Origin of the sequence: Streptomyces sp. NPDC058157 (genome assembly GCF_042884105.1) — a bacterium.
GTDB lineage: Bacteria > Actinomycetota > Actinomycetes > Streptomycetales > Streptomycetaceae > Streptomyces.
In genome coordinates this window covers 1-26,140 of record NZ_JBHVUQ010000110.1, presented here as the reverse complement: position 1 = coordinate 26,140, position 26,140 = coordinate 1, and the positions used below count along the sequence as shown (strand labels likewise).

At 74.0% G+C, this 26,140-nt stretch carries 22 protein-coding genes; 16 read left to right on the top strand and 6 right to left on the bottom strand.

Going from position 1 to position 26,140, the window contains the following annotated elements:
• The 3 genes from ACFVXK_RS24865 (at position 1) to ACFVXK_RS24855 (ending at position 2,134) form a co-directional block, all read left to right on the top strand.
• A complete protein-coding gene (locus tag ACFVXK_RS24865; RefSeq protein WP_389615158.1) occupies positions 1-1,131 on the top strand; it encodes an ATP-binding protein in 1,131 nt (376 codons plus the stop codon).
• Positions 1,128-1,523: a nucleotide pyrophosphohydrolase gene (locus ACFVXK_RS24860; RefSeq protein ID WP_389615156.1), complete on the top strand. Its 396-nt coding sequence runs from the start codon at positions 1,128-1,130 to the stop codon at positions 1,521-1,523. The genes ACFVXK_RS24865 and ACFVXK_RS24860 overlap by 4 nt, the downstream gene beginning before the upstream one ends.
• A 122-nt stretch (positions 1,524-1,645) precedes the next feature.
• Positions 1,646-2,134, top strand: a complete 489-nt coding sequence (locus ACFVXK_RS24855; RefSeq protein ID WP_389615154.1) for a DUF6099 family protein — start codon at positions 1,646-1,648, stop codon at positions 2,132-2,134.
• Positions 2,135-2,236: 102 nt separating this feature from the next.
• Here the strand turns inward: ACFVXK_RS24855 and ACFVXK_RS24850 are convergent, their stop codons facing one another.
• Positions 2,237-2,506, bottom strand: coding sequence for a hypothetical protein (locus ACFVXK_RS24850; RefSeq protein ID WP_389615152.1), 270 nt, complete (start codon positions 2,504-2,506; stop codon positions 2,237-2,239).
• A gap of 204 nt (positions 2,507-2,710) precedes the next feature.
• Here ACFVXK_RS24850 and ACFVXK_RS24845 point away from each other — a divergent pair, with 204 nt between their 5' ends.
• From ACFVXK_RS24845 to argF, 7 genes are all read left to right on the top strand, one after another.
• Entirely contained in the window at positions 2,711-3,634 is a 924-nt protein-coding gene (locus ACFVXK_RS24845) for an LLM class F420-dependent oxidoreductase (protein WP_389615150.1), read from the top strand.
• 46 nt (positions 3,635-3,680) lie between these two features.
• Positions 3,681-4,604 carry a homocysteine S-methyltransferase gene (gene mmuM / locus ACFVXK_RS24840; protein WP_389615149.1) on the top strand — a complete coding sequence of 308 codons (924 nt, stop codon included), beginning with the start codon at positions 3,681-3,683 and terminating at the stop codon, positions 4,602-4,604.
• A gap of 5 nt (positions 4,605-4,609) precedes the next feature.
• On the top strand, positions 4,610-6,160 hold the full coding sequence (locus tag ACFVXK_RS24835) for a 3' terminal RNA ribose 2'-O-methyltransferase Hen1 (RefSeq protein ID WP_389615147.1): 1,551 nt from the start codon (positions 4,610-4,612) through the stop codon (positions 6,158-6,160).
• Positions 6,157-8,709, top strand: a complete 2,553-nt coding sequence (locus tag ACFVXK_RS24830) for a polynucleotide kinase-phosphatase (RefSeq protein WP_389615145.1) — start codon at positions 6,157-6,159, stop codon at positions 8,707-8,709. The genes ACFVXK_RS24835 and ACFVXK_RS24830 overlap by 4 nt, the downstream gene beginning before the upstream one ends.
• A gap of 215 nt (positions 8,710-8,924) precedes the next feature.
• The gene (locus ACFVXK_RS24825; protein ID WP_389615144.1) at positions 8,925-9,383 is read left to right on the top strand and encodes a hypothetical protein; all 459 of its coding nucleotides are present in this window, start codon (positions 8,925-8,927) and stop codon (positions 9,381-9,383) included.
• A 54-nt stretch (positions 9,384-9,437) separates the two neighbouring features.
• Complete coding sequence (locus tag ACFVXK_RS24820) at positions 9,438-10,664, top strand: arginine deiminase (RefSeq protein ID WP_389615142.1); 1,227 nt, start codon at positions 9,438-9,440, stop codon at positions 10,662-10,664.
• Positions 10,665-10,795: 131 nt separating this feature from the next.
• Complete coding sequence (gene argF / locus ACFVXK_RS24815; protein ID WP_389615140.1) at positions 10,796-11,806, top strand: ornithine carbamoyltransferase; 1,011 nt, start codon at positions 10,796-10,798, stop codon at positions 11,804-11,806.
• Between the two features lie 62 nt (positions 11,807-11,868).
• On the opposite strand, the gene ACFVXK_RS24810 is transcribed toward argF, so the two are convergent.
• Positions 11,869-12,288 carry an ATP-binding protein gene (locus tag ACFVXK_RS24810; protein WP_389615138.1) on the bottom strand — a complete coding sequence of 140 codons (420 nt, stop codon included), beginning with the start codon at positions 12,286-12,288 and terminating at the stop codon, positions 11,869-11,871.
• 243 nt (positions 12,289-12,531) lie between these two features.
• Here ACFVXK_RS24810 and ACFVXK_RS24805 point away from each other — a divergent pair, with 243 nt between their 5' ends.
• Both ACFVXK_RS24805 and ACFVXK_RS24800 read left to right on the top strand, forming a co-directional pair.
• Positions 12,532-13,359 (top strand): enoyl-CoA hydratase family protein, encoded by an 828-nt coding sequence (locus ACFVXK_RS24805; protein WP_358891735.1) that lies wholly within the window; start codon positions 12,532-12,534, stop codon positions 13,357-13,359.
• Between the two features lie 4 nt (positions 13,360-13,363).
• On the top strand, positions 13,364-15,640 hold the full coding sequence (locus tag ACFVXK_RS24800; RefSeq protein ID WP_389615136.1) for a bifunctional salicylyl-CoA 5-hydroxylase/oxidoreductase: 2,277 nt from the start codon (positions 13,364-13,366) through the stop codon (positions 15,638-15,640).
• Positions 15,641-15,714: 74 nt separating this feature from the next.
• On the opposite strand, the gene ACFVXK_RS24795 is transcribed toward ACFVXK_RS24800, so the two are convergent.
• The 3 genes from ACFVXK_RS24795 to ACFVXK_RS24785 all read right to left on the bottom strand — a co-directional run bounded on the left by ACFVXK_RS24795 (position 15,715) and on the right by ACFVXK_RS24785 (position 19,229).
• Entirely contained in the window at positions 15,715-16,554 is an 840-nt protein-coding gene (locus tag ACFVXK_RS24795; RefSeq protein WP_389615134.1) for a GNAT family N-acetyltransferase, read from the bottom strand.
• A 244-nt stretch (positions 16,555-16,798) separates the two neighbouring features.
• The gene (locus tag ACFVXK_RS24790; RefSeq protein WP_389615132.1) at positions 16,799-17,605 is read right to left on the bottom strand and encodes a PaaX family transcriptional regulator C-terminal domain-containing protein; all 807 of its coding nucleotides are present in this window, start codon (positions 17,603-17,605) and stop codon (positions 16,799-16,801) included.
• 4 nt (positions 17,606-17,609) lie between these two features.
• Positions 17,610-19,229: an AMP-binding protein gene (locus ACFVXK_RS24785; protein ID WP_389615130.1), complete on the bottom strand. Its 1,620-nt coding sequence runs from the start codon at positions 19,227-19,229 to the stop codon at positions 17,610-17,612.
• A 133-nt stretch (positions 19,230-19,362) separates the two neighbouring features.
• Here ACFVXK_RS24785 and ACFVXK_RS24780 point away from each other — a divergent pair, with 133 nt between their 5' ends.
• Both ACFVXK_RS24780 and ACFVXK_RS24775 read left to right on the top strand, forming a co-directional pair.
• Complete coding sequence (locus ACFVXK_RS24780; protein WP_389615128.1) at positions 19,363-20,487, top strand: acyl-CoA dehydrogenase family protein; 1,125 nt, start codon at positions 19,363-19,365, stop codon at positions 20,485-20,487.
• Complete coding sequence (locus tag ACFVXK_RS24775) at positions 20,484-20,900, top strand: RidA family protein (RefSeq protein ID WP_389615127.1); 417 nt, start codon at positions 20,484-20,486, stop codon at positions 20,898-20,900. Before ACFVXK_RS24780 ends, ACFVXK_RS24775 begins: the two co-directional genes overlap by 4 nt.
• Positions 20,901-20,916: 16 nt before the next feature.
• Here ACFVXK_RS24775 and ACFVXK_RS24770 read toward each other — a convergent pair whose 3' ends face one another.
• Positions 20,917-22,293, bottom strand: a complete 1,377-nt coding sequence (locus ACFVXK_RS24770) for an aminopeptidase P family protein (protein WP_389615125.1) — start codon at positions 22,291-22,293, stop codon at positions 20,917-20,919.
• 172 nt (positions 22,294-22,465) lie between these two features.
• Between ACFVXK_RS24770 and ACFVXK_RS24765 the strand changes: the two genes are divergently transcribed.
• Both ACFVXK_RS24765 and ACFVXK_RS24760 read left to right on the top strand, forming a co-directional pair.
• Positions 22,466-24,853, top strand: a complete 2,388-nt coding sequence (locus tag ACFVXK_RS24765; RefSeq protein ID WP_389615123.1) for a collagenase — start codon at positions 22,466-22,468, stop codon at positions 24,851-24,853.
• 78 nt (positions 24,854-24,931) lie between these two features.
• Positions 24,932-26,047, top strand: a complete 1,116-nt coding sequence (locus ACFVXK_RS24760) for an NAD(P)/FAD-dependent oxidoreductase (RefSeq protein WP_389615121.1) — start codon at positions 24,932-24,934, stop codon at positions 26,045-26,047.
• Positions 26,048-26,140: the final 93 nt, after the last annotated feature.

The window sequence follows — 26,140 nt, the reverse complement described above, 5'->3', positions numbered from 1 at the left end:
GTGTTCCCGCTGGGCCCGCTGACCCTGTTCACCGGGCCCAGCGGCAGTGGCAAGTCCCAGGCGCTGGAGGCCTACGCGGCCCTGTCCCGGCTCGCCTCCGGGGCCGCGCTGGAGGAGGTCTTCCCGGACCCGGCGGCCCGGGTGCCGGAAGCGGCCCGGCCCGACGCCGGTGGTCGGCGCGGCTTCCGGATCGGCGTCACGGTCGACGGGCCGGCCGGCCCCGTCCGCCTCGACCTCGCCGTACAGGCGGAGCCCACGCTGCGGATCGCCGGCGAACGGCTCTCCCAGGACGGGACCGTGCTCCTCGCCACCGCCCTGCGCGATCCGCGCCGGCCCTCCGTCCAGGCCGCCTGGCTGAGCGGCGGCGCCGCCGGCATGACCCGCGCCGCGCTGCCCGGTGACCGGCTCGGCACCGCCCTGCTGCCGCTGCGCGTGTCCGGGGCCACGGCCGGGCAGCGACGGGTGCTGGCCGCCGCCGAACAGGTGGTGGTGGCGCTGCGGTCGGTGTTCCCCTGCGACCCCCGGCCCGACCGGATGCGGGCGCCGGTGCCGCCCGGCGAGGGCCGGCTGCGGGGCGACTGCGGGAACCTGGCCGACGTCCTGCGCCGGACCCGCCACGAATGCGGCACCCGCCACGCTCTGCTGGCGGGGGCGGCGCGGACCGGGTGCGCGGGGCCGGTGGCCGGGCTGGGGGTGCGGGAGGAGGGCCCGGGCGGCGCCGGGGCGGGTACCGGGGCCGGTATTGGGGCCGGTACCGGGGCCGGCGGCGGCCGGCCCGGCGGGCTGGTGGCGGCCCTGCTGGAGCGCGGCGCCGGACGGCCCGCCACGGAGTTCGCCCGGCTCGGCGACGGTGAACTCCGCTTCCTGGCCCTGGCCCTCGTCCTGCTCACCGGCCCCGGGGTGCTGGCCGTGGACCCGGCGGCCGAACTCCTCTCCGCCCGGCAGGCGCTGACCGTGCTCGCCGACGGTCTCGACCGGGGCCTGGACCGGCGGCAGACCGCCGAACTGCTGCGCCTGGCCCTGCTGTCCGGGGCGCGCGGCCACATCCGGCTGGTGGGGGCGGTCGGCGAGGACACCGCCGGAACCGCCCGGGAGGTCCCCGGCGTCTCAGTGGTAGACCTGTCCCCATGAGTGCTGCACCCACGGACGACGGGCCGGAGCCGCCACCGCGAGGCGAACGGCTGTACCGACTCCAGCGACGGCTGGCCGAGTTCGCGGCCGCGCGGGACTGGGCCCCGTACCACACGCCCAAGAACCTGGCCGTCGCGCTGAGCGTGGAGGCCTCCGAACTGGTCGAGATCTTCCAGTGGCTGACACCGGAACAGTCAGCGGCGATCATGGAAAAGCCCGAAAGCGCACACCGGGTGACCGATGAGGTGGCCGACGTACTGGCGTATCTGCTGCAGTTCTGTGAGGTTCTCGGGGTGGATGTGCTGGATGCGCTCGCCGCGAAGATCGAACGGAACGAACACCGTTTCCCGGCGAGCGGGACATGGACCCCAGATCGTCACTCTTCGGAGTGATGGTGTCGTCCACAACCTTGATTGTGTCCACAGATTTCCGAATACCCCTGGCTTTACTGGCTCGTTGCCTTCACTCTGGGTAGTGGAGATTGGCGGGATGTCGTGCGGACGGGGGACGGCATATGGATGCGGTACGGCTCATCGCGGCCGGCCGGCACGCGCTGGCAAGGAGCGCGGCCGCGTGGGACATCGTGGGCGAGGCCTGGCAGGCCCAGGCGCTCGCCCAGGGAGTGGGGAGCTGGCTGGCGGTCACGGGGCCGCCGGAGCTCAGAGCGGAGGCGAGGGGGCTGGGGGAAGCCGGAGGCAGAGGCTGCGGAGCCATGGACCGCTCCGCCCTGGGCGAGGGTGAGGGCGCCGGGCCCGACCAGCCGCCGCGGGCGGCGCAGCTGACGGGTGTGGCCGATGTACGGCAGGCGCTGCTGGGACTCCAGGCGCTGCTCGGCGAGGTCGGGATAGCGCTCGTCGGGGTGGCCTGCGCGACGGACGACGAGGGCCTGTACTGGCAGTGCATAGAGTCGATCGACGCGGCGGACGAGTCGAGCGACCGCGTGCGGGCCCTGCTGCGCCGGATGGCCGTCAGGGAACGGGGGTCGGCCTCGGGCGTGCTGTGACGCGGGCGTGGCGTGCTGTGACGCGGCCGTGCGGCGGGCCCCGGGGCGTGGCGGCGCGTGCGGCGGAGGGGTCCCGCCGCGTGCGACGGGACCCCCGGCCGGTCAGAAGGACCGGTCGGAGCGGCGCTCGCTCTCGTAGGCGCGGCTGCCCGGGGTGACCGGCTCGGCGGGGGGAGTGCGGTCCGCGGAGTGCTGGAGGTCGGCGTCGAGCTGGGACAGGTCGGCGTTGAGCGCGGCCATCAGCTCCTCCATCTGCTGCAGCAGGCCCTTCGGCGCGCCGCCCTGGGCGGGCACCGCCGGCTCCTGGTGTGCGTGGTCGTGTGCTGCCTGTCCGGTCTGTCCGGGGTACTCGGGCACGGACTCGTGGGACATGGCGGCCTCCTCGGCCCTGGCCCTTCCGGTGCGGAAGGGGGCGGTGGTCGTACCGGCGGGAGGCCGCCGGCGCGCGGGCCGGGCGGTCCGGCCCCGTCCGAGCCAACGAGCCCCATCCGCGCTGGTCACTGACGCGACGGGGCGCGCGCCTCCCGGTTGACGCAGATTCACCCGGCAGGGGAGCGGGAAGGGCAGGATGGAGTCATGGATCTTCGCATTTTCACCGAGCCGCAGCAGGGCGCCGACTACGACACCCTGCTGACCGTCGCCAAGGCCACCGAGGAACTCGGGTTCGACGCGTTCTTCCGCTCCGACCACTACCTGCGGATGGGGTCGGTCGACGGGCTGCCCGGCCCCACCGACGCCTGGATCACCCTCGCGGGCCTGGCCCGTGAGACCAAGCGGATCCGGCTGGGCACGCTGATGACGGCCGGCACCTTCCGGCTGCCCGGCGTCCTCGCGATCCAGGTGGCGCAGGTCGACGCCATGTCCGGCGGCCGCGTCGAACTCGGCCTGGGCGCGGGCTGGTTCGAGGAGGAGCACAAGGCGTACGGGATCCCCTTCCCGGCGGAGCGGATGGCCCGCCTGGAGGAGCAGCTGGCCATCGTCACCGGGCTGTGGGCCACCGAGCCCGGCGCGTCCTTCGACTTCCGGGGCAGCTACTACCAGGTGGAGAACTCCCCGGCCCTGCCGAAGCCGGCCCAGGCCAGGATCCCCGTCCTCGTCGGCGGACACGGGGCGCGCCGCACCCCGCGCCTCGCCGCCCGGTACGCGGACGAGTTCAACATGCCGTTCGCCTCCGTCGACGACAGCCGCCGGCAGTTCTCCCGGGTCCGGGAGGCCGCCGCCGCGGCCGGGCGCAAGGCGGAGGAGATCGTCTACTCGAACGCCCTGGTGGTGTGCGTGGGCAAGGACGACGCCGAGGTCGCCCGGCGGGCCGCCGCGATCGGCCGCGAGGTCGACGAGCTCAAGGCCAACGGCCTGGCCGGCTCCCCGGCCGAGGTCGTCGAGAAGCTCGGCACCTACGCGGCCATCGGGTCCTCCCGCGTCTACCTCCAGGTCCTCGACCTCGGCGACCTGGACCACCTGGAGCTGATCGCCGGCCAGGTCATGTCCCAGCTCGGCTGAGCCGTCCGGCCCGGCCGCACCCCACCACAGGACGGAGGACCGCACCGTGCCCCGCGCCACCGGCCCGCTCGCCGACGCCCTCGCCCGCAGGCCCGTGCTGCTGGACGGCGGACTGAGCAACCAGCTCGCCGACCAGGGCTGCGACCTGTCCGGCTCGCTCTGGACGGGCCGGGTGCTGGCCGAGCGCCCGGAGCAGGTGGCGGCCGCCCACGCGGCGTACGTCCGGGCCGGCGCCGAGGTGCTGATCACCGGGAGCTACCAGCTCGGCCACGACCCCGGTCTGCTGGAGCGCTCGGTCCGGGTGGCCGACGGCGCGGCGCGGGCCGCCGGGCACGAGGTGTGGGTGGCCGCCTCGGTGGGCCCGTACGGGGCGGTCCTGGCGGACGGCTCCGAGTACCGCGGCAGGTACGGGCTCACCCGGGAGGCGCTGGCCGCCTTCCACCGCCCCCGGATCGAGGCGCTGCTCGCGGCCGGGCCGGACGTCCTGGCGCTGGAGACCGTCCCGGACTCCGACGAGGCCGAGGCCCTGCTGCGGGTCCTGGCCGGCACCGGGGCGCGGGCCTGGCTCGGCTACACCGTCGAGGGCGGCCGGACCCGGGCCGGCCAGCCCCTCGCGGAGGCCTTCGCCCTCGCCGCCGACGCCCCCGAGGTGATCGCCGTCGGCGTCAACTGCTGTGACCCGCGGGAGGTGCTGCCCGCGCTCGAGGCGGCCGCGTCCGTCACGGCCAAGCCGCTGCTGGCGTACCCCAACGACGGCTCCGTCTGGGCCGCCGCCACTCGCACCTGGCACGCCCCCGCCCACCCCGGCCCCTGGCCCGTCGCCGCCTGGCGGGCGGCCGGCGCCCGCCTCGTCGGCGGCTGCTGCCGGGTCGGGCCGCCCTGGATCGCGGGGCTCCGCGAGGCCCTCGGCCCCCCCGCCGCCGGCGGTATGAAAACCAGTGGGCCGCCGGGGTGCCCCGGCACATACTGAAGCGCATGTTCCTGACCATCAGCACGACCGGCACCCCGGAAGAACCCGCCACCGACCTGGGATTCCTGCTGCACAAGCATCCCGGGAAGACGCAGGCCTTCGCCACCTCCCACGGCACGGCCCACGTGTTCTACCCCGAGGCGAGTGACCGGACGTGCACGGCCGCGCTGCTCCTGGAAGTGGACCCGGTCGCGCTCGTCCGGCGCGGCCAGGGCAAGGGCCGGGGCGGGGCTCCCGACGCCACGCTCGCCCAGTACGTCAACGACCGCCCGTACGCGGCCTCCTCGCTGCTCGCCGTCGCCCTGAGCTCGGTGTTCCGCACCGCCCTCAAGGGCCAGTGCGCCGCCCGGCCCGAACTCCCCGCACGGCAGCGCCCGCTGCGCGTCGAGATCCCGGTACTGCCCGCCCGCGGCGGCGCCGACCTGGTGCGCAGGCTGTTCGCCCCGCTGGGCTGGGACTCCGTGGAGACCACCCCGATCGTCCTCGACGAACGGTTCCCCGACTGGGGCGACAGCCGCTACCTGCGGCTGGTCCTGGAGGGAGAGCTCCGGCTGGAGGACGCCCTGCGCCAGCTGTACGTGCTGCTCCCCGTCGTCGACGACTCCAAGCACTACTGGATCGCCCCGGACGAGGTGGACAAGCTCCTGCGCGCCGGAGACGGCTGGCTGGCGGCGCACCCCGAGCACGCGCTCATCACCTCCCGCTACCTGGCCCGCCACAAGCGGCTCACCCAGAGCGCCATGGAACGCCTGGAGCTGGCCCGCCTCGCCGAGGCCGACGGCAGCGAGGCCGAGGAACTCGACAACGCCGTGGACGGCACCGTGGACACCGCCGTGGACACCACCGTCGACGGCGTCGCGGCCGGGCAGGACGACGCGGCCCGCGAGCGGTCCGTGCCCCTCGCGGTACGCCGCCGCGAGGCCGTCCTCGACGCGCTGCGCGAGGCCGGCGCGGCGCGCGTCCTGGACCTGGGCTGCGGGGAGGGCCAGCTGGTCCAGGCACTGCTGAAGGACACCGCGTTCACCGAGATCGTCGGCGTGGACGTCTCGGTGCGGGCCCTGACCACCGCCTCCCGCCGGCTGCGGCTGGAGCGCATGGGGGAGCGGCAGAGCTCCCGCGTCCGGCTGCTCCAGGGCTCCCTCGCCTACACCGACAAGCGGCTGGCCGGCTACGACGCGGCCGTGCTCAGCGAGGTCGTCGAGCACGTCGACCTGCCCAGGCTGCCCGCGCTGGAGTACGCCGTCTTCGGCTCGGCCCGCCCCCGCACGGTCCTCGTGACCACCCCGAACGTCGAGTACAACGTCCGCTGGGAGTCCCTGCCGGCCGGACGGGTCCGCCACCGCGACCACCGTTTCGAGTGGACCCGCGAGGAGTTCCGGACCTGGGCCGGACGGGTCGCCGCCCGGCACGGCTACGCCGTCGCGTACCGGCCCGTGGGCGACGAGGACCCCGAGGTCGGCCCGCCGACCCAGATGGCCGTCTTCACCCGGACCACCGACCCCGCCGAGACCGCAGCCACCGCCACCGCCACCCCGAAGGAGGGAGAGGCAGCATGACCACCCGCACGGACCACCGCGTACTCCCCGTCACCGACCTGGCCCTCGTCGTCCTCATCGGGGCCACCGGATCGGGCAAGTCCACCTTCGCCCGCAAGCACTTCAAGCCCACCGAGATCCTCTCCTCGGACCACTGCCGGGGCCTGGTCGCCGACGACGAGAACGACCAGAGCGCCAGCAAGGACGCCTTCGAGGTCCTGCACCACATCGCCGGCAAGCGGCTGGCCGCCGGACGCCTCACCGTCGTGGACGCCACCAGCGTCCAGCGGGAGTCCCGCCAGGAGCTCGTCCGCCTGGCCCGCGAACACGACGTGCTGCCCATCGCGATCGTCCTCGACATGCCCGAGTCGGTCTGCGCCGAACGCAACGCCGCCCGCCCCGACCGGGCCGGCCTGCCGCGCCGCGTCATCCAGCGCCACCGCTCCGAACTGCGCCGCTCGCTGCGCGGACTGGAGCGCGAGGGCTTCCGCAAGGTGCACGTCCTGCGCACCCCGGAGGAGGCCGACTCCGCCGAGGTGGTGCTGGAGAAGCGCTTCAACGACCTCACCCACCTCACCGGCCCCTTCGACATCATCGGCGACATCCACGGCTGCTCCTCCGAGCTGGAGACCCTGCTCGTCAAGCTCGGCTACGAGGACGGGGTGCACCCCGCGGGCCGTACCGCGGTCTTCGTCGGCGACCTCGTCGACCGCGGCCCGGACAGCCCGGGCGTGCTGCGCCGGGTGATGGGCATGGTCGGGTCCGGCAACGCGCTGTGCGTGCCCGGGAACCACGAGAACAAGCTCGGCCGTTACCTCAAGGGCTCCAAGGTCCAGCAGACCCACGGCCTCGCCGAAACCGTCGAGCAGCTCTCCCATGAGAGCGAGGAGTTCGTGAAGGAGGTGCGGGAGTTCATCTCCGGCCTGGTCAGCCACTACGTCCTCGACGGCGGCCGGCTGGTGGTCTGCCACGCCGGGCTGCCCGAGAAGTACCACGGGCGCACCTCCGGCCGGGTCCGCTCGCACGCCCTCTACGGCGAGACCACCGGCGAGACCGACGAGTTCGGCCTGCCCGTGCGCTACCCGTGGGCCGAGGACTACCGCGGCAAGGCCGCCGTGGTCTACGGGCACACCCCCGTCCCGGACACCTCCTGGATCAACAACACCATCTGCCTCGACACCGGAGCCGTCTTCGGCGGCCGGATGACCGCCCTGCGCTGGCCCGAGCGCGAACTGGTCGACGTACCGGCCGAGAAGGTCTGGTACGAGCCGGTCAAGCCGCTGGCCGCCGAGGCGCCCGGCGGGCTGGACGGCCGCCCCCTCGACCTGGCCGACGTCCAGGGCCGCCGGGTCGTGGAGACCCGCCACCTGGGCAACGTCGGCGTCCGCGAGGAGAACGCGGCCGCGGCCCTGGAGGTCATGAGCCGTTTCGCCGTCGACCCCCGCCTGGTGCCGTACCTGCCGCCGACCATGGCGCCGACGGCCACCTCCGCGGAGGACGGCTGGCTGGAGCACCCCGCCGAGGCCTTCGCCCAGTACCGGGCCGACGGCATCGACCGGGTCGTGTGCGAGGAGAAGCACATGGGCTCCCGCGCGACCGTCCTGCTGTGCCGGGACGCCGCCACCGCCCTGACCCGGTTCGGCGTCGAGGACGGCCCCACCGGCTCCGTCTACACCCGCACCGGCCGCCCCTTCTTTCAGGAGCGGGAGCTCACCGAGGAGTTCCTCGCCCGGCTCCGCGCGGCCGTGGACGGCGCCGGCCTGTGGGAGGAGCTGGGCACGGACTGGCTGCTGCTGGACGGGGAACTCCTGCCCTGGTCCCTGAAGTCGACCGGACTGCTGCAGGGCCAGTACGCGGCGGTGGGCGCGGCCTCCCGCACCGTCCTCCCGGAGGCCGTGGCGGCCCTGGCGGCCGCCGAGGCCCGGGGCGTGGACACGGGCGGGCTGCTGGAGCGCCAGCGCGGCCGGGCCGGCGACGCCGAGGCCTTCACCGAGGCGTACCGCCGCTACTGCTGGACCACCGACGGGCTGGACGGCGTACGGTTCGCGCCGTTCCAGCTGCTCGCGGCGGCCGGGCGGTCGCTGGCGGCCGTACCGCACGACGAGCAGCTGGCCTGGCTGGACCGGCTCGCCGACGCCGACGAGCGGTCCGCCGCCCCGCTGCTGCGCCGCACCCGCCGCGTGTACGTGGACACCGCCGACGCGGCTTCCGTCGGCGCGGGCACCGACTGGTGGCTGGAGCTGACCGGGGCGGGCGGCGAGGGCATGGTCGTCAAGCCGCTCCAGGCCTACGCCCGGGACGGCAAGGGGGGGCTGGTCCAGCCCGGGCTGAAGGTCCGCGGGCGCGAGTACCTGCGGATCATCTACGGTCCGGAGTACACCCGCCCCGACCAGCTGGAGCGGCTGCGGCAGAGGTTCCTCGGGCACAAGCGCTCGCTCGCCCTGCGCGAGTACGCGCTCGGGCTGGAGGCGCTGGACCGGCTGGCGGCGGCGGAACCGCTGTGGCGGGTCCACGAGGCGGTGTTCGCCGTCCTCGCCCTGGAGTCGGAGCCGGTCGACCCCCGGCTGTGAGCCGGCCCCGGCCACGAGCCGGGAGGGCGGCGTAAAGCGGCGGCCCCCGTACGGCCCGGAATTAGGTCGTATGGGGGAACTTTCGCCGAGAAGGCCGGGGAAACCGGTGGCGGGATCGTTCAACCAGGGCAGCGGAATGTCCGCGACCCTGGAAGGACGGAACGTCACCTATGAAGATGACCGCGCGCGGAAGCATTGCGGCGCTCATGACCTGTATGGCCGCGGCCGCAGCGGCCTCCCCGGCCACGGCCGCCACGGTTCCGGTGGGTGTCCCGCTGGACGCCGTGGAGACCACGCTGGGCGTACCCACGCCGCAGGTGGGCACCGCCGTCCCGATGCCGGTCGTCGGCGCGCCCGAGGCACCCGTCCTCCACAAGGGCGACCTGCTCCCCAGCCCCCTGCTCCCGGCGGTCCCGGTGGCCACCGACCTCGGGCTGACCAAGGTCGTCTCCCCGGTGCCCAACCTGCTGGGCTCCAAGGAGACGGACGGCGAGGGCTCCCTGGAGTCGCCGGCCACCACCCTGCTCACCCGGACCCCCGGCGCGGTCGTCGGCGCCCCGCTGACCATGCCCGACGCCGGCAACATGGGGATCCCGAACCTGACCGCCCCCAAGCTGGGCGTGGTCGCCCCGGAGCTCATCGGCACCCCCTCGGCGCTCCTCGGCCTGCGCTGAGCGGCACACCCGACTCCGGGTCGCAAAGCCGTCCGGTCTGGGTACGTCTACGGCATGGGATTCCATGTCGACTCCGAGACCGGGCGGCTTCGCCGCGTCATCCTCCACCGCCCCGACCTGGAGCTGAAGCGCCTCACACCCAGCAACAAGGACGCCCTGCTCTTCGACGACGTGCTGTGGGTGCGCCGGGCCCGCCAGGAGCACGACGGCTTCGCCGACGTGCTGCGCGACCGGGGCGTCGCCGTCCACCTCTTCGGCGACCTGCTCCGCGAGGTCCTCGACATCACCGAGGCGCGCCACCTCGTCCTGGACCGGGTCTTCGACGAGAAGGAGTACGGGCCCCTCGCCACCGACCACCTGCGCTCGGTCTTCGACGGACTGACCTCGGCCGAGCTCGCGGACGCGCTCGTCGGCGGCATGACGAAGCGTGAGTTCCTGGAGCGGCACAGCGAGCCGGTGTCGGTGCGCTTCCACGCGCTGGAGACGGACGGCTTCCTGCTGGGGCCGCTGCCCAACCACCTCTTCACCCGGGACACCTCCGCCTGGATCTACGACGGGGTGTCCATCAACGCCATGCGCTGGCCGGCCCGGCAGCGCGAGACCGTGCACTTCGAGGCGATCTACCGGCACCACCCCCTCTTCACCGGCTCGGGTCCCTTCCACTACTGGTCGCAGGGCCAGTCGGACTACCCCTCGACCATCGAGGGTGGCGACGTCCTGGTCATCGGCAACGGCGCGGTGCTGATCGGGATGAGCGAGCGGACCACCCCCCAGGCGGTGGAGATGCTCGCCCGCGGCCTGTTCGCGGCCGGGTCGGCCTCGGCCATCGTGGCGCTCGACATGCCCAAGCGGCGGGCGTTCATGCACCTGGACACGGTGATGACGATGGTCGACGAGGAAACGTTCACCCAGTACGCGGGGCTCGGCATGCTGCGCTCCTACACGATCCGGCCGGGGCAGGGGGCGAGCGAGCTCCAGGTGAGCGACCACCCGCCGGAGCACATGCACCGGGCGATCGCGGCGGCGCTGGGCCTGGACAAGGTGCGCGTGCTGACCGCGGGGCAGGACGTGCACTCGGCGGAGCGCGAGCAGTGGGACGACGGGTGCAACGTGCTGGCCGTGGAGCCCGGGGTGGTCGTCGCCTACGAGCGCAACGTCACCACCAACACCCACCTGCGCAAGGAGGGCATCGAGGTGATCGAGATCCCCGGCAGCGAGCTGGGGCGGGGCCGCGGCGGGCCGCGCTGCATGAGCTGCCCGGTGGAACGGGACGCCGGCTGAGCGCAGGCTGAGGGGGACGGACTGGTGATCACAGGTGCGGATACCGCACATGTGATCCACCAGACTGCATATCAATACAAGGGATCGTATAGACTTCCGCAATCCCCTGTCAGCGTCCCCCTGGAGTCCCGATGGCCACCGACCTCTTCGGCCGCAGTTTCCTCAAGGAGCTCGACTTCACCGCCGCCGAGTTCCGCGGCCTGGTCGAGCTCGCCGCCGAACTCAAGGCGGCCAAGAAGGCGGGCGTCGAGGAGCGCCGCCTCCAGGGCAGGAACATCGCGCTGATCTTCGAGAAGACCTCCACGCGCACCCGCTGCGCCTTCGAGGTCGCCGCCGCCGACCAGGGCGCCCACACCACCTACCTCGACCCCTCCGGCTCCCAGATCGGCCACAAGGAGACCGTCCGGGACACGGCGCGGGTGCTCGGTCGGATGTTCGACGGCATCGAGTACCGGGGTGACAGCCAGGAGGCGGTCGAGGAGCTCGCCGCCGCCTCCGGCGTGCCCGTCTTCAACGGCCTCACCGACGACTGGCACCCCACCCAGATGCTGGCCGACGTGCTGACCATGACCGAGCACTGCGCGAAGCCGCTGGAGCGGATCGCCTTCGCCTACCTCGGCGACGCCCGCTTCAACATGGGCAACTCCTACCTGGTGACCGGCGCGCTGCTGGGCATGGACGTACGGATCGTCGCGCCGAAGGAGTACTGGCCGGCCGAGGCCGTCGTGGCGCGCGCCCGCGAACTGGCCGCGTCCAGCGGGGCGCGGATCACCCTGACCGAGGAGGTCGCGGAGGGCGTGGCGCAGGCCGACTTCGTCGCCACGGACGTGTGGGTCTCGATGGGCGAGCCGAAGGAGGTCTGGGACGAGCGGATCGCGGCCCTGGCCCCGTACGCCGTCACCATGGACGTGCTGCGCGCCACCGGCAACCCGGACGTGCGGTTCCTGCACTGCCTGCCCGCCTACCACGACCTCGGCACCAAGGTGGCGCGGGAGGTGCACGAGCGGCACGGGCTGGAGTGGCTGGAGGTCTCGGACGAGGTGTTCGAGTCGGCGCACTCCGTCGTCTTCGACGAGGCGGAGAACCGGCTGCACACGATCAAGGCCGTGCTCGTCGCCACGATGGCGAAGCCCGCCGCATAGTCATACGGGCGGAGCCCCGGGCCCGGCCGTCGTACGGGCCCGGGGCACCCGGGCCCGGCCGGTCAGACGCTCGTCGCGCAGGCCGGCAGGGTGAACCAGACGGCCTTGCCGTGCTCGGTGGGGCGGTGGCCGCAGGCCGAGCTCAGGGCCCGGAGCAGCAGCAGGCCGCGGCCGTGCTCCTGCCAGGGGTCCGGGTGGGCCTCGTACGGGCGGGTCACGAGGTCCCGCGGCGGCCGGGGGTCGCCGTCGTGCACCTCCACCTGGCAGCCGTCCGCCAGCATCTCCACGACCAGCTCGATCGGTGCCCCCGCGGTGGTGTGCTCGACGGCGTTGGCCACCAGTTCGGCGGTGAGCAGCTCTGCGGTGTCGCGGTCGGCGGACGGCTCCGTTTCCGTCAGGGCGGTACGGACGAGGGCGCGGGCCATGGGCACGGCGGCGGCCGTGTGCGGGAGGGCGAGCCGCCAGGCGGAGGCGTCGGGCATGACCGGTCCGTCCGTTCCGTTCCGTCGGGGTGGGTGGCTGGGGCGGGGTGGGGCGCGGGGAGGGGGCTCCCGTTTCGACTTCAACGATACGGAGCCCCGCGGGCGCCCCGTAGGGCACCCCGGCGCGAAGGGGGCGGACCCAGGGCCGCGCCGCGGCGGGACCTTCGCCTCGGGTCGGGCCGCCGTCCCCCATCTGTCGCGTTTCCGTGACGGCAGTCACAAGTCGGTGATAGCGTCGTACGCGTGAGTCCCTTCACCGGTTCCACACCAGCGACCGAACGGTGGCGCCACCTGCGGGTGACCCGGCAGGACGGCATCGCCACCGTCACCCTCGACCGCCCCGAGAAGCTGAACGCGCTCACCTTCGGCGCCTACGCCGACCTGCGCGATCTGCTCGCCGAACTCTCCCGCACCCGCTCCGTACGCGCCCTCGTCCTGGCCGGCGAGGGCCGCGGCTTCTGTTCCGGCGGGGACGTGGACGAGATCATCGGCGCCACCCTCGCCATGGACACCTCCCAGCTCCTCGACTTCAACCGGATGACCGGCCAGGTGGTCCGCGCCGTCCGCGAATGCCCCTTCCCGGTGATCGCCGCCGTGCACGGGGTGGCCGCGGGCGCCGGGGCCGTCCTCGCCCTCGCCGCCGACTTCCGCATCGCCGACCCCACCGCCCGCTTCGCCTTCCTCTTCACCCGCGTCGGGCTCTCCGGCGGCGACATGGGCGCCGCCTACCTGCTGCCCCGGGTCGTCGGCCTCGGCCACGCCACCCGGATCCTGATGCTCGGAGAGCCCGTACGGGCCCCCGAGGCCGAACGCATCGGCCTGCTCAGCGAGCTGGTCGACGAGGGCAAGGCCGACGTCCGGGCCGCCGAACTGGCCGCCCGCCTCGCCGCCGGACCCGCCCTCGCACACGCCCAGACCAAGGCCCTGCTCACCGCCGAACTGGACATGCCGCTGGCCGCTTCCGTGGAGCTGGACGCCAGCACCCAGGCCCTGCTGATGCACGGCCAGGACTACGCCGAGTTCCACGCCGCCTTCACCGGGAAGCGGCCGCCGCAGTGGAAGGGGAGGTAGGGCCATGCCCCAGCCCGCGCCCGGGGCCGCCAAGCGGGTGGCCGTCATCGGCGGGGGGCCGGGCGGGCTCTACGCCGCCGCGCTGCTGGCCCGCCAGGGGCACGCCGTCGACCTGTGGGAGCGCGGCGCCCCCGACGACACCTTCGGCTTCGGCGTCGTCCTCTCCGACGAGACCCTCGGCGGCATCGAACGCGCCGACACGGCCGTCCACGCCGCCCTCGCCGCCGAGTTCGTCCGCTGGGACGACGTGGACGTCGTCCACCGCGGCCGGCTGCTGACCTCCGGCGGCCACGGCTTCGCCGCCCTCGGCCGGCGCCGCCTCCTGGAGCTCCTGCACGCCCGCTGCGAGGCCCTCGGCGTCCGGCTCCGCTTCCGCACCGGGGCCCCCGACGCCTGGACCCTGGCCCGCTCCCACGACCTGGTCGTCGCGGCCGACGGGGTGCACAGCGCCACCCGCGAGAGCGGCGCCGAGCACTTCCGGCCCACCGTCACCCCTGGCCGCTGCCGCTACGTCTGGCTCGCCGCCGACTTCGCCTTCGACGCCTTCCGCTTCGAGATCGCGGAGACCGAGCACGGCATCATGCAGCTGCACGCCTACCCCTACTCCGCCGACTCCTCCACCGCCATCGTCGAGATGCGCGAGGAGGTCTGGCGGGCCGCGGGCCTCGACCTCTGCGACGAGGAGGAGTCCGCGGCGCGCTGCGCCAAGATCTTCGCGGAGGCGCTGCGGGGCAGGCCGCTGCGCGGGAACCGCTCCGCCTGGACCCGCTTCCACACCGTCGTCAACGCACGCTGGTCGCACGGGAACGTGGTCCTCCTCGGCGACGCCGCCCACACGGCCCACTTCTCCATCGGATCCGGAACCAAACTCGCCGTCGAGGACGCCCTCGCCCTCGCCGAGGCCGTCGCCGCCCACCCCGAGGTCCCCGAGGCCCTCGCCGCCTACGAGGCCGAACGCAGGCCCGCCGTGGCCAGCACCCAGCGGGCCGCCGCCGCCAGCATGCGCTGGTTCGAGGAGATCGGCGGCTACGTCGGCCAGCCCGCCCGGCAGTTCGCCTTCAACCTGCTCACCCGCAGCCGCCGGGTCACGCACGAGAACCTGCGGCTGCGCGACCCCCGCTTCACCCGCGCGGTCGAGGCCGACTTCGGCTGCCCGCAGGAGGGGCCGGACGGGCCGGTGACCCCGCCCATGTTCACCCCCTTCACCCTGCGCGGGCTGACCCTGCGCAACCGGGTCGTCGTCTCGCCCATGGACATGTACTCCGCCGAGGACGGGGTCCCGGGCGACTTCCACCTGGTGCACCTGGGCGCGCGGGCCCTGGGTGGGGCCGGGCTCGTCATGACCGAGATGGTCTGCGTCAGCGCCGAAGGCCGGATCACCCCCGGATGCGCGGGGCTGTGGACGGCCGAGCAGGCGGCCGCCTGGAAGCGGATCGCCGGCTTCGTCCACACCTCGGCGCCCGGCACCGCCCTCGGCGTCCAGCTCGGCCACTCCGGCCGCAAGGGCTCGACCCGGCTCATGTGGGACGGCATGGACGACCCCCTCCCGGACGGCAACTGGCCCTTGGTCGCCGCCTCCGCACTGCCCTACAAGCGCGGCGTCTCCGCCGTGCCGCGCGCCCTGGACGCCGCGGGGCTCGCCGCCGTCCGCGCCGACTTCGCGGCGGCCGCCACCCGCGCCGCCGACTGCGGCTTCGACCTGCTCGAACTGCACTGCGCCCACGGCTACCTGCTGTCGGGCTTCCTCTCCCCCCTCACCAACCAACGCGACGACGCGTACGGGGGTTCCCTGGAGAACCGGCTGCGCTTCCCCCTGGAGGTCTTCGACGCCGTCCGCGAGGTCTGGCCCGACGACCGCCCGATGACCGTCCGGCTGTCCGCGACGGACTGGGCCCCCGGCGGCACCACGCCCGAGGAGGCGGAGCGGATCGCCGCCGCGTTCGCCGCCCACGGCGCCGACGCGATCGACGTCTCCACCGGCCAGGTGGTCGCGGAGGAGGCCCCGGAGTTCGGGCGCTCGTACCAGACCCCGTACGCCGACCGGATCCGCAACGCGCTCGGGATCCCCGTCGTCGCCGTCGGCGCGATCTCCTCCTGGGACGACGTCAACTCCCTGCTGCTGGCCGGCCGCGCCGACCTGTGCGCCCTGGGCCGCCCCCACCTGTACGACCCGCACTGGACCCTGCACGCGGCCGCCGACCAGGAGTACGCCGGCCCCGGCGCGCCCTGGCCCGCCCCCTACCGGGCGGGCAGCCGCAAGCCGCCGACCGGGAAGGGGTGAGGCGGCGCGGTTCCCGAGCGGGGCCGCCCCGGGCGCCGGGCCGCCTCAGGCGCCGGGCCGGGCGCCGGGCCGCCTCAGGCGCGGATCCGCTCGACGCGGTCCTCGACCGGGGTGAAGCCGAGGCGCTGGTAGACGCTGTTGCTGGTGGGGTTGGCGAGGTCGGTGAAGAGGAGGACCTCGCCGGCCCCGGCCGCGCGCGCCGCCTCGCTCGCCGCGTGCGTCACCCCGGCGGCGTAGCCGCGGCGCCGCTCGGCGGGCGGGGTGTAGACGGGGCCGATGCGGGAGGCGGAGCCGATCGGGCGGAAGAACGCGGCCAGTGACACCGGTCTGCCGTCGTGCTCCCAGAGGAGGAACCCGCCGTACGAGATCCGGTCGCGCAGGGAGGCCTCGGAGGGGGCGACGGGGGTGCCGCACTCGCGGCTGAACTCCGCGGTCCAGCGGGCCAGCAGCGGCAGGTCGGCCTCGGTGGCCGGCCGGGCCCGGCCGCCGGGGGCCGGGTCGGGGGCCGTCAGGGTGCCCAGCCGGTACAGCCGGAGCTCCTCGGCGACGCGGGTCGGCGTGCCCCACGCCTCCGCCAGGGCCTGCGCGTCGGCGCGGCGGGCGTTGAAGTCGGTGACGCGGGAGAGCAGGGGTTCGGTGGTGAGCGCGGCGCCCAGGGCGCGGACCGCCTCCGGGGGCAGGACGCCGAGCAGCAGCGGGAACGGCGGGGTGTGCAGGACGGCTCCGGCGACGGTCTCGTCGGCTCCGGTCCACCAGCCGAAGACGGGATCGGCGTCGCCGTAGGCCCGTGGGCCGCGCCGCTCGAGGGCGTCGATGACGCTCAGCAGGGTGGTGTTGACGACGGGGTGCGCTGCCACGGCCGGGCGCGCGGCGGCCAGGCAGGCCGCCAGATCGGTGCTGAAGGTCCAGGTCATGTCCCATCGTGGCGGGCCGGGGAGCGGGCCCGCACCGGGTTTTCGCGGGGGCGGCCGGGCGCCGGGCGCCGGACGCCGGGCTCAGGGGCGTGCGGGGTGGCGGGTGCGCTCCCCCGGGCGGGGGAGGCGATCCCCTCGCACGGGGGAGGAAGGGGCGGCGGGCCGCTGGGATCTTGGGAGTGCGAGCAGGACAACGGCCCCGCCGCCGTGGCGGGCCGTCGGACGAGGAGGAACCATGAGCACTCTACGAGGGCTGGACGAAGCGGGCGCCGGCGTCGCGCAGCCGGGCGTGCAGTTCGGCGAAGACCGCGGCCGCCCGGTCGCCCGGCCAGTCGGCCGGGAGCAGTTCCCGCGGCAGCCCCGGGTCGGCGTAGGGCAGCCGCCGCCAGGTGTCCAGGGCGGGCAGGTAGGCCCGGTAGGCGGCCTCGGGGGTGGGCTCGGGGCCCGACTGCAGGGCCCGCAGGACCGGTTCGTGGAGGTCGAGGAATTCCTCGTGCTGCTTGGCCAGGGCGGCGAGGTCCCACCAGCGGGCCACGGCCTCGGCCGTCGGGGCGAAGCCGAGGTGGGCGCCGCGGAAGAGTTCCACGTACGCCGTCAGGTGCAGCCGCTCCAGGGTGTGCCCGGTCTCCTCGGCCAGCTGGGCCGGGGCGATCCACACCCCCGGGGCCACGGCCCCGAAGCCCAGCCGGGCCAGGCGCGAGCGCAGCAGGTGCCGCTTGTGCCGCTCCTGCTCCGGGACGGAGAAGACGGCGACCAGCCACTCCGGCGAGACCGGCACGGCTCCGTAGATCCGCCGGTCGCCGTCCTCCAGCAGCAGCCGGGCCTCCTCGGAGGGCTCGTATCCGGCCGAGCCGTCCGCGGCCTTCGCGGGCACCAGGAAGCCCCGCCGCTTGAGCCGGGACACCGAGGACCGGACGGAGGGCGCGTCCACCCCGGCCGTGCCCAGCAGGCGGACCAGCGCGGACACGGGTACGGCGCCGCCCTCGAAGGACCGCCCGTAGGCGCCGAAGAAGGTGACGATCAGGGATCGCGGAGTGTGCTGCTCGACCACGGGTTCACTCTAGATCGCGCAGCCGGAAGCGTTGGAGCTTGCCGGTGGGCGTCCGCGGCAGCGCGGGCAGGAAGACGAAGGACCGGGGGCATTTGTGGGGGGCCAGCTCCTCCTTCATGAAGGTCCGCAGCCCCTCCTCCGTGAGCACGGCTCCCTCGCGCGGCACGGTGTAGGCCACCACGACCTGCCCGCGCCGTTCGTCGGGCCGGCCGACGACCGCGACCTCCGCCACGTCGGGGTGGCGCAGCAGCGCCTCCTCCACCTCGGGGCCCGCGATGTTGTAGCCCGAGGAGATGATCATGTCGTCGGCGCGGGCGACGTAGCGGAAGTAGCCGTCGGGGTCGCGTACGTAGGTGTCTCCGGTCAGGTTCCAGCCGTCGCGGACGTACTCGCCCTGGCGGGGGTCGGCCAGGTAGCGGCAGCCGACCGGGCCGCGGACGGCCAGCAGTCCGGGCTCGTTGTCGGGCACGGGCCGGCCGGAGGGGTCCACCACGCGGGCCTGCCAGCCGGGGACGGCCCGGCCGGTGGTGCCGGGGCGGATGTCCTCGTCGGCGGCGGAGATGAAGATGTGCAGCAGCTCGGTGGCCCCGATGCCGTTGATGATCCGCAGTCCGGTGCGCTCGTACCAGGCCTGCCAGGTGGCGGCGGGCAGGTTCTCGCCGGCGGAGACGCAGCGGCGCAGCGCGGACAGGTCGTAGGCCCCCCTGTCGTAGGGGCCCAGGGTGTCCAGCATCGAGCGGTAGGCGGTGGGAGCGGTGAACAGGACGCTGACCCGGTGCTCGGCGAGGGCGGGCAGCAGGCGGCGGGGTGCGGCCTCCTCCAGCAGCAGGGCGCAGGCCCCGGCCCGCAGCGGGAAGACGACCAGTCCGCCGAGGCCGAAGGTGAACCCGAGGGGCGGACTGCCGGCGAAGACGTCGTCGGGGCGGGGTCTGAGGACGGTACGGGAGAAGGTGTCGGCGACGGCGAGGAGGTCGCGGTGGAAGTGCATGCAGCCCTTGGGACGGCCCGTGGTCCCGGAGGTGAAGGCGATGAGGGCCACGTCGTCGGCCGAGGTCTCGACGGCGGGGTAGGGGGCGGTGTGGGTCTCTGCCAGACGCAGGAGGTCGTCGGGGGAGTCGCCGCCGTAGGGGGTGATCCGCAGGTCCGGTACGGCGGCCCTGGCCAGGTCGTCGAGGGCGTCGGTGTGGCAGATGGCGTGCCGGACCCGGGCCATGGCGCACACCGTCGCCAGTTCCTGGGCCCGCTGCTGGGCCAGCACGGTGACGGCCACAGCGCCCGCCTTCACCACGGCCAGCCAGCAGGCGGCGAGCCAGGGGCCGGTGGGCCCGCGCAGGAGCACCCGGTTGCCGGGGACGACGCCGAGGTCGGTGGTGAGGGCGTGGGCGAGGCGGTCCACGCGTGCGCGGAGCTCTCCGTAGGACCACACCTCGCCCGAGCCGCTGCGGAAGGCGGGCCGCTGCGGCCCGAACCGGCCGATGGTGGCGTCGAGCAGCTCGGCGCCGCAGTTCAGCCGGTCCGGATAGGCCAGTTCGGGCAGCTCGAAGACGAGCTCCGGCCAGGCGTGGGTGGGCGGCAGGTGGTCTCGCGCGAAGGTGTCGGTGTGGGCGGAAGGCTTGAGCTCCAAGGCGGGTTCGCCCCCTTGCGACGTCCGGATTGGGGTGGAGCCGGCCGTGCTGATCTGTCCAGAGCGTATCGTGATGGTGACGGCAGTCAACAGGACGCGATAGAGGAATACGACGGGACTTGGGGGCCTTCGGATGGCCGGATTCGCGCTCGGAGTGGAACAAGAGCAATGGTGCGGGCAGTTGCGCGCCCTCGCGGAGCGGCGGCTGAAGCCGCTCGCCGAGAAGGGCGAGGCCGGCCGGGTGAACCGGCCGCTGCTGGCGGAGCTGGGGGAACTGGGTCTGCTGGAGCGGGTCTTCTCCTCCGGAGCCTTGGAGCTGTGCCTGCTGAGGGAGTCCCTCGCCTACGGCTGCACCGAGGCCGAGACGGCCCTGGCTCTCCAGGGGCTCGGGGGTCATCCGGTGCTGCGGTCGGGCAGTGACGCCCAGCGGGAGCGGTGGCTGCCGGGGGTGCGGGCGGGCCGGCTGGTGGCGGCGTTCGCGCTGAGCGAGCCGGGCGCCGGGTCGGACGCGGCGGCGCTGGCCCTGGCGGCCGCCCCGGACGGGACCGGCTGGCGGCTGGAGGGGGCCAAGTGCTGGATCTCCAACGCCCCCGAGGCCGATTTCTACACCGTCTTCGCCCGAACGGGTGAGGCGCCGGGTGCCAAGGGCATCACCGCGTTCCTGGTCCCCGCGGACCGGCCCGGGCTGACGGGTGAGGCCCTGGACATGCTCTCGCCGCACCCGATCGGTTCCCTGGCCTTCGACGGGGTGCCGGTGGGCCGGGAGGACGTCCTGGGCGAGCCGGGGCAGGGGTTCCGGGTGGCGATGGAGACCCTGAACCTGTTCCGGCCGAGCGTGGGGGCCTTCGCGGTGGGCATGGCGCGGGCCGCGCTGGACGCCACGCTGGCCCACACCGCCGGCCGGACCGCCTTCGGCGGGGTGCTGGCCGACCTCCAGGCGGTCGGGCACCGGGTGGCGGAGATGGCCACCCGCACCGAGGCCGCCCGGCTGCTCGTGTACGCGGCGGCCGGCGCCTACGACAGCGGCTCGCCGGACGTGCCGAGGCGGGCGGCGATGGCCAAGCTCCTCGCGACGGAGACCGCCCAGTACGTGGTCGACCACGCCGTCCAGCTGCACGGGGCGGTCGCCCTGCGGCGGGGCCATCTGCTGGAGCACCTGTACCGGGAGGTGCGGGCGCCCAGGATCTACGAGGGGGCCAGCGAGGTGCAGCGCGGCATCATCGCCAAGGAGCTCTACCGGGGGGTGGCGGGCCGATGAGCGCCGACCGTGCCGGGCGCCCGGAGCGGATCAACCCGGCGGAGCTCTCCCCGGCGACGGGCTTCTCCCACGCCGTCGCCGTCACCGGGGGCCGGCTGGTGTTCCTGGCCGGCCAGACCGCGCTCGACGGCTCCGGCAAGGTGGTGGGCCAGACCCTGCCGGAGCAGTTCGAGCGCGCCCTGTCCAACCTGCTGACGGCCCTCGCGGCGGCGGGCGGCGGCCCCTCGGACCTGGCCCGGGTGACGGTGTACGCGGTGGACGTGGAGGACTACCGGGCCCACGCCCCCGAACTGGGCCGGATCTGGCGCCGGCTGGCGGGGCGCGACTACCCGGCGATGGCCGTGGTCGGTGTGGTCCGCCTCTGGGACACCGAGGCCCGGGTGGAACTGGACGGGATCGCGGTGCTCCCGTGACCCCGGAAGGGACGGCCTAGGAGGCGGAGTCGAGGAGGGTGCCCATCCACTCCTCGATGCCGGCGACCGTGCGCGGCAGGGCGCCGGACATCAGGCGGGCCCCGTCGGCGGTGACGACCAGGTCGTCCTCGATGCGCACGCCCATGCCGCGCAGTTCGGCGGGGAGGGTCTCGTCGTCCGGCTGGAGGTAGAGGCCCGGCTCGACCGTGAGGACCTGGCCCTCCTCCAGCACGCCGTCCAGGTAGGTGTCGGCGCGGGCCCGGGCGCAGTCGTGGACGTCGAGGCCGAGCATGTGGCCGCTGCTGCACAGGGTGTAGCGCCGGTGCAGGTCGCCCTCGGCGTCCTTGAGTACGCCCCACTCGGCGAGGCCCTCGGCGATGACGCGCATGCCGGCCCGGTGGAAGTCGCGGAAGCTGGCGCCGGGCCGGAGCGCGGCGATTCCGGCCTCCTGGGCGGCGAGCACCAGTTCGTAGACCTGCTTCTGGACGGGGGAGAAGCGCCCGGACAGCGGCAGGGTGCGGGTGATGTCGGCGGTGTAGAGGCTGCCGGTCTCCACGCCCGCGTCCAGCAGCAGCAGTTCGTCGCGATCCAGGCGGCCGTCGTTGCGGATCCAGTGCAGCACGCAGGCGTGCGCGCCTGAGGCGGCGATGGTCTCGTAGCCGAGCCCGTTGCCCTCGGCGCGGGCCCTCAGGTTGAAGACGCCCTCGATCCAGCGCTCGCCGCGCGGGTGGGCGAGGGCCGCGGGCAGGGCCCGTACGACGTCTTCGAACCCGGCGGTGGTGTGGTCGACGGCGAGCTGGAGCTGGTCGACCTCCCAGGCGTCCTTGACGAGCCGCAGCTCCGAGAGGGCGGCGGCCAGTCCGGCGTCGGTGGCGGCGTTGCGCCCGGTAGGGGAGCCGAGCGCGTCGAGGTGGGCGCAGCGCAGCCCCGTGAGCCGCTCGGCCTCGGCGAGGTCGGGGCGCCGGCCCACCCAGAACTCGCCGTAACGGCGGTCCCGGTAGAACTCCTCGGTGCCGTCGGCGCGGTCGGACCGGGGGCGCAGGTAGAGGACGGGCTCGTGGCCGTGCGCTCCGGCGGGCTCCAGGACCAGGACGTGGCCCACCTGGTCCTCGCCCGTCAGGCCGGTGAGCCAGGCGTAGGCGCTGTGCGGCCGGAAGCGGAAGTCGCAGTCGTTGGAGCGGACCCTCAGCTCACCGGCCGGGACGATGAGCCGCTCGCCGGGGAAGCGGGCGGACAGCCGGGCGCGCCGGGCGGGGGTCACGTCGTACGCGGTGACCCGGGAGCCGGCCGGCAGGGGGGAGGGTGCCCAATTCCCGGCCATGAAGCGGGACAACTCTGCCGATACCGGCAGGTCGTGGCTGCCGGTGTTCAGGCGGGAGGGGGTGTCGGTCACGGAGGCTCCCTCGAGAAGGACTGAACTGGTGTGCGCACAGGTCTTGCCAGTGCAATTTCACATTACTATGTTACAGCTCACACCGCGGCACATTAATCCCCGTCAAACGCCGTGTGAAGCAGGGCAGTTCACGCACCACTACCCCCACCTCCCTTCCCACAGGAGCATCAAGGTGTCCCAGCACAGAGCTGTGCGTACGTCTCTCCTCTCCGCCGCCGTCACGGTCACCCTCCTCGCCACCGCGGGCCAGGCAGTGACCCAGGCCGCCGAGCGGGGCACCCCCGCCGCCGCACCCGCCGCGTCGGCGCCCGCCGCCTTCGCCGCCGGTCCGGCCGCCGCGCCGAACCCCTTCGACGAGGTCGACCGCCTCGCCGACGCCAAGCAGCTCGCCCCGGCCCCCGCCCCGGCCCCCGGCGGCAAGTCCGTCGCCGACAACCGGGTTCCCGGCGCCGCCGACGCGGCCCCCGGCGCCGACAAGAGCCGCAAGACGGCCACGGCCCAGGCCGCGCCCACCGCCAAGAGCGTGGCCGCGGGCGTCCCCTGCACCCTTGACGGGATCACCGGCCTCAGCCCGGAGCAGTTCGCCGACTTCCTCGGCGACCCGGCCGTCACCGCCGACGGCTGCCTGCGCGGCCTCATATGGACCTGGGACGCGCGCCTGGCGCCCGTCATGTCCGACGCGCACGTCCAGGCCGTCTCCCACCGGATATCCGCCCTGGCCGCCGCGCACGACGGCCGCAACTCCTCCCACCTGGAGGAGATGTTCACCTACCTGCACGCCGTGGCCTACCACGACTACTCGCGCACCGAGATCGACGTCACCGACGCGCCCACCGTCGACGCCATGCGCCAGGCCATCGCCGACTTCGGCAACTCGGCCCACACCTTCGACGTCACCGCCTCCAACGCCCGCACCCTGCGCGAGGCCCTCTACGCGGGCAGCGCCCCCGGCCTGCGCCAGCACCAGATCGGCCTGATCAAGAAGGTCCTGGCCACCCTGGACGCCTCCCACCCGGCCACCAACCAGGACGCCTCCTGGGGTGGTGCCGCCCTCGCGGCCCTCTCCGTCAACTACCTGGGCGTCTACCCGGGCAACAACGACGCCGCCTTCCAGGCCGCGGTCAAGGCCGACCCCGCCTACCGCGCCCTCTTCAAGGCCTTCGCCGGCTACGGCCACCTCAAGGGCGGCGCCAACGCCTGGGCAGCCCGCGACGCCCTCGGCGAGTACGGCCGCTTCGGCCAGGTCGACGGCCTCAAGGACCAGATCACGGCCGACCTCGGCGCCCTCCTCGGACCGGTCAAGTCCACCTGGGGCAACGGCAGCGAGCAGTGGGCCAAGCTGGTCTCCTGGCTCAACTTCTACGAGGCCTGCAAGCCGTACGGGGTGTGCAAGGAGGACATCGAGAAGCAGCTGTTCCCGAACACCTACACCTACGACAACGGCGGCATCAAGGTACGCACCGCCCTCGACCGGGCCACCGTCGACCAGCTCTACTACGCGAGCAAGCAGGTCAAGACCCAGTTCCACCGCGTCCTGGGCACCGACCAGCCGCTCGCCGGGGACCCCAACAGCACCCTGAACATCGTGCTCTACGCCTCGCGCGCCGACTACGAGAACTACCACCCGATCCTGACCGGGTACGGCACCAACAACGGCGGCATCTACATCGAGAACGGCGCCACCTTCTACACCTACCAGCGCCGCGTCCCCCAGGACTCCTCCCTCACCCTCGAAGAGCTCTTCCGCCACGAGTACACGCACTACCTCAACGGCCGCTTCGCCGTCCCCGGCACCTTCGGCCAGGGCGACTGGTACCAGGGCGACCGCACCACCGCCATGGATGAGGGCACCGCCGAGTTCTTCGACGGCTCCACCCGCGACAACGGCATCGCCGTCCGCAAGTCCCTGGTCAAGGGCATCATCAACGACACCGCCGGCGGCGGTCCGCGCATGAGCATCGACCAGCTCCTGCACGCCACCTACGACGGCGACGGCTTCCGCTTCTACAACTACGCGGGCACCTTCTTCGAGTTCCTCTGGACCGAGAAGCCCTCACTGCTGCGCGAGATGTACGGCTACCAGCGCGCCAACGACGTTGCGGGCTTCGACGCCTGGCGCAACCGCATGGGCGCCGACACCTACCTCCAGCGCGACTACAACCGCTTCCTGGACGCCCAGATCGCCAAGGTGGACCAGCTCTACGTCCCGAACACCACCTTCACGGCCAACGATCAGCTGCGCGACTCCGCGCTCGCCAACGTGAAGTCCACCTTCGCCTCGGCGACGTACAACACCCCGGACTGCGTGGAGAACGGCGACCCCGGCAAGCGCCGCTTCACCTGTACGGGCCGGATCACCGCGAACCTGAAGAACTGGCGCAGCGACGACCAGAACTTCAAGGACATGTCCGAGACGGTCGACTACTTCATCCTCGACCGGGCCGGCGCGGTCTCGAACAACCTGGCGGACATGAACTGCTCCTTCGGGCCCGTGCAGATCTGGGACAACAAGACGGCGGGCACCTCCTCCTACAGCTGTGAGGGCCCCCTCCGCAGCTGACCGCGCGCCCGGGGCCGGCTCCGCCGGGGGGCGGAGCCGGCCCTAGGCACCACCAAAAGAATGTGACATATTACTGACATGGACGTCGTGATCATCGGCGCCGGCGTCGTCGGAGCCGCGTGCGCGTACTACGCGAGCCGCTCCGGTCTCTCCGTGGCAGTGGTGGACCGTGGCCCCGTGGCCGGCGGCACCACCGGCGCGGGCGAGGGCAACCTGCTCGTCTCCGACAAGGAGGCGGGCCCGGAGCTCGACCTGGCCCTCCTCTCCGCCCGCCTCTGGCAGGAGCTCTCCGCCGAACTGCCCCGGGCCGTCGAGTACGAGCCCAAGGGCGGCCTGGTGGTGGCCCCCGACGAGACCACCCTCAAGGCCCTGCGCCACTTCGCCGAGGGCCAGCGCGCCGCGGGCGTCGTCGCCACGGAGGTCGCGAACCCGCGCGACCTGGAACCCCACCTGGCCCCGGGCCTGGCGGGCGGCTTCCACTACCCCCAGGACGCCCAGGTCCAGCCGGCCCTCGCGGCGGCCCACCTCCTGAAGGCCTCGGGCGCCACCCTCCACCTGGGCGAAGAGGTCACCGGACTCCTCCTGGACGGGAACGAGGTCAAGGGCGTCCGCACCTCCCGCCGCACCCTCCACGCCCGGGCGGTGGTCAACGCCGCCGGCACCTGGGCCGGCCGCATCGCCGAACTCGCCGGCACCACCCTCCCCGTCCTGCCCCGCAGGGGCTTCGTCCTCGTCACGGAACCCCTTCCCCCCCTCATCCGCCACAAGGTCTACGCGGCGGACTACATCGCGGACGTGGCCAGCGACTCGGCGGCCCTCCAGTCCTCCGCCGTAGTGGAGGGCACCCCCTCGGGCCCGGTCCTGATCGGCGCCACCCGCGAACGGGTCGGCTTCGACCGCACCCTCTCCACCGACGCCCTGCGCCGCCTGGCCGCCCAGGCCGCGGCCCTCTTCCCGGTCCTGGCGGACGTCCGCGCCCTGCGCGCCTACCACGGCTTCCGCCCCTACCTCCCGGACCACCTCCCGGCCATCGGCCCGGACCCCCGCACCCCCGGCCTCCTCCACGCCTGCGGCCACGAGGGCGCGGGCATCGGCCTGGCGCCCGCCACCGGCCAACTCATCACAGCGGCCCTCACGCACACCGAACCCCCACTCTCCCCCACCCCCTTCCGCCCGGACCGCTTCGCCCCCTGACGCCGCCAGGCCGGGGGCGGGGACGGGGTGGGGTGTCGTCCGGGGCTAAAACGAGATGACTTCGGCGCCCTGGGGAGTCAGGAATGTCTTTTT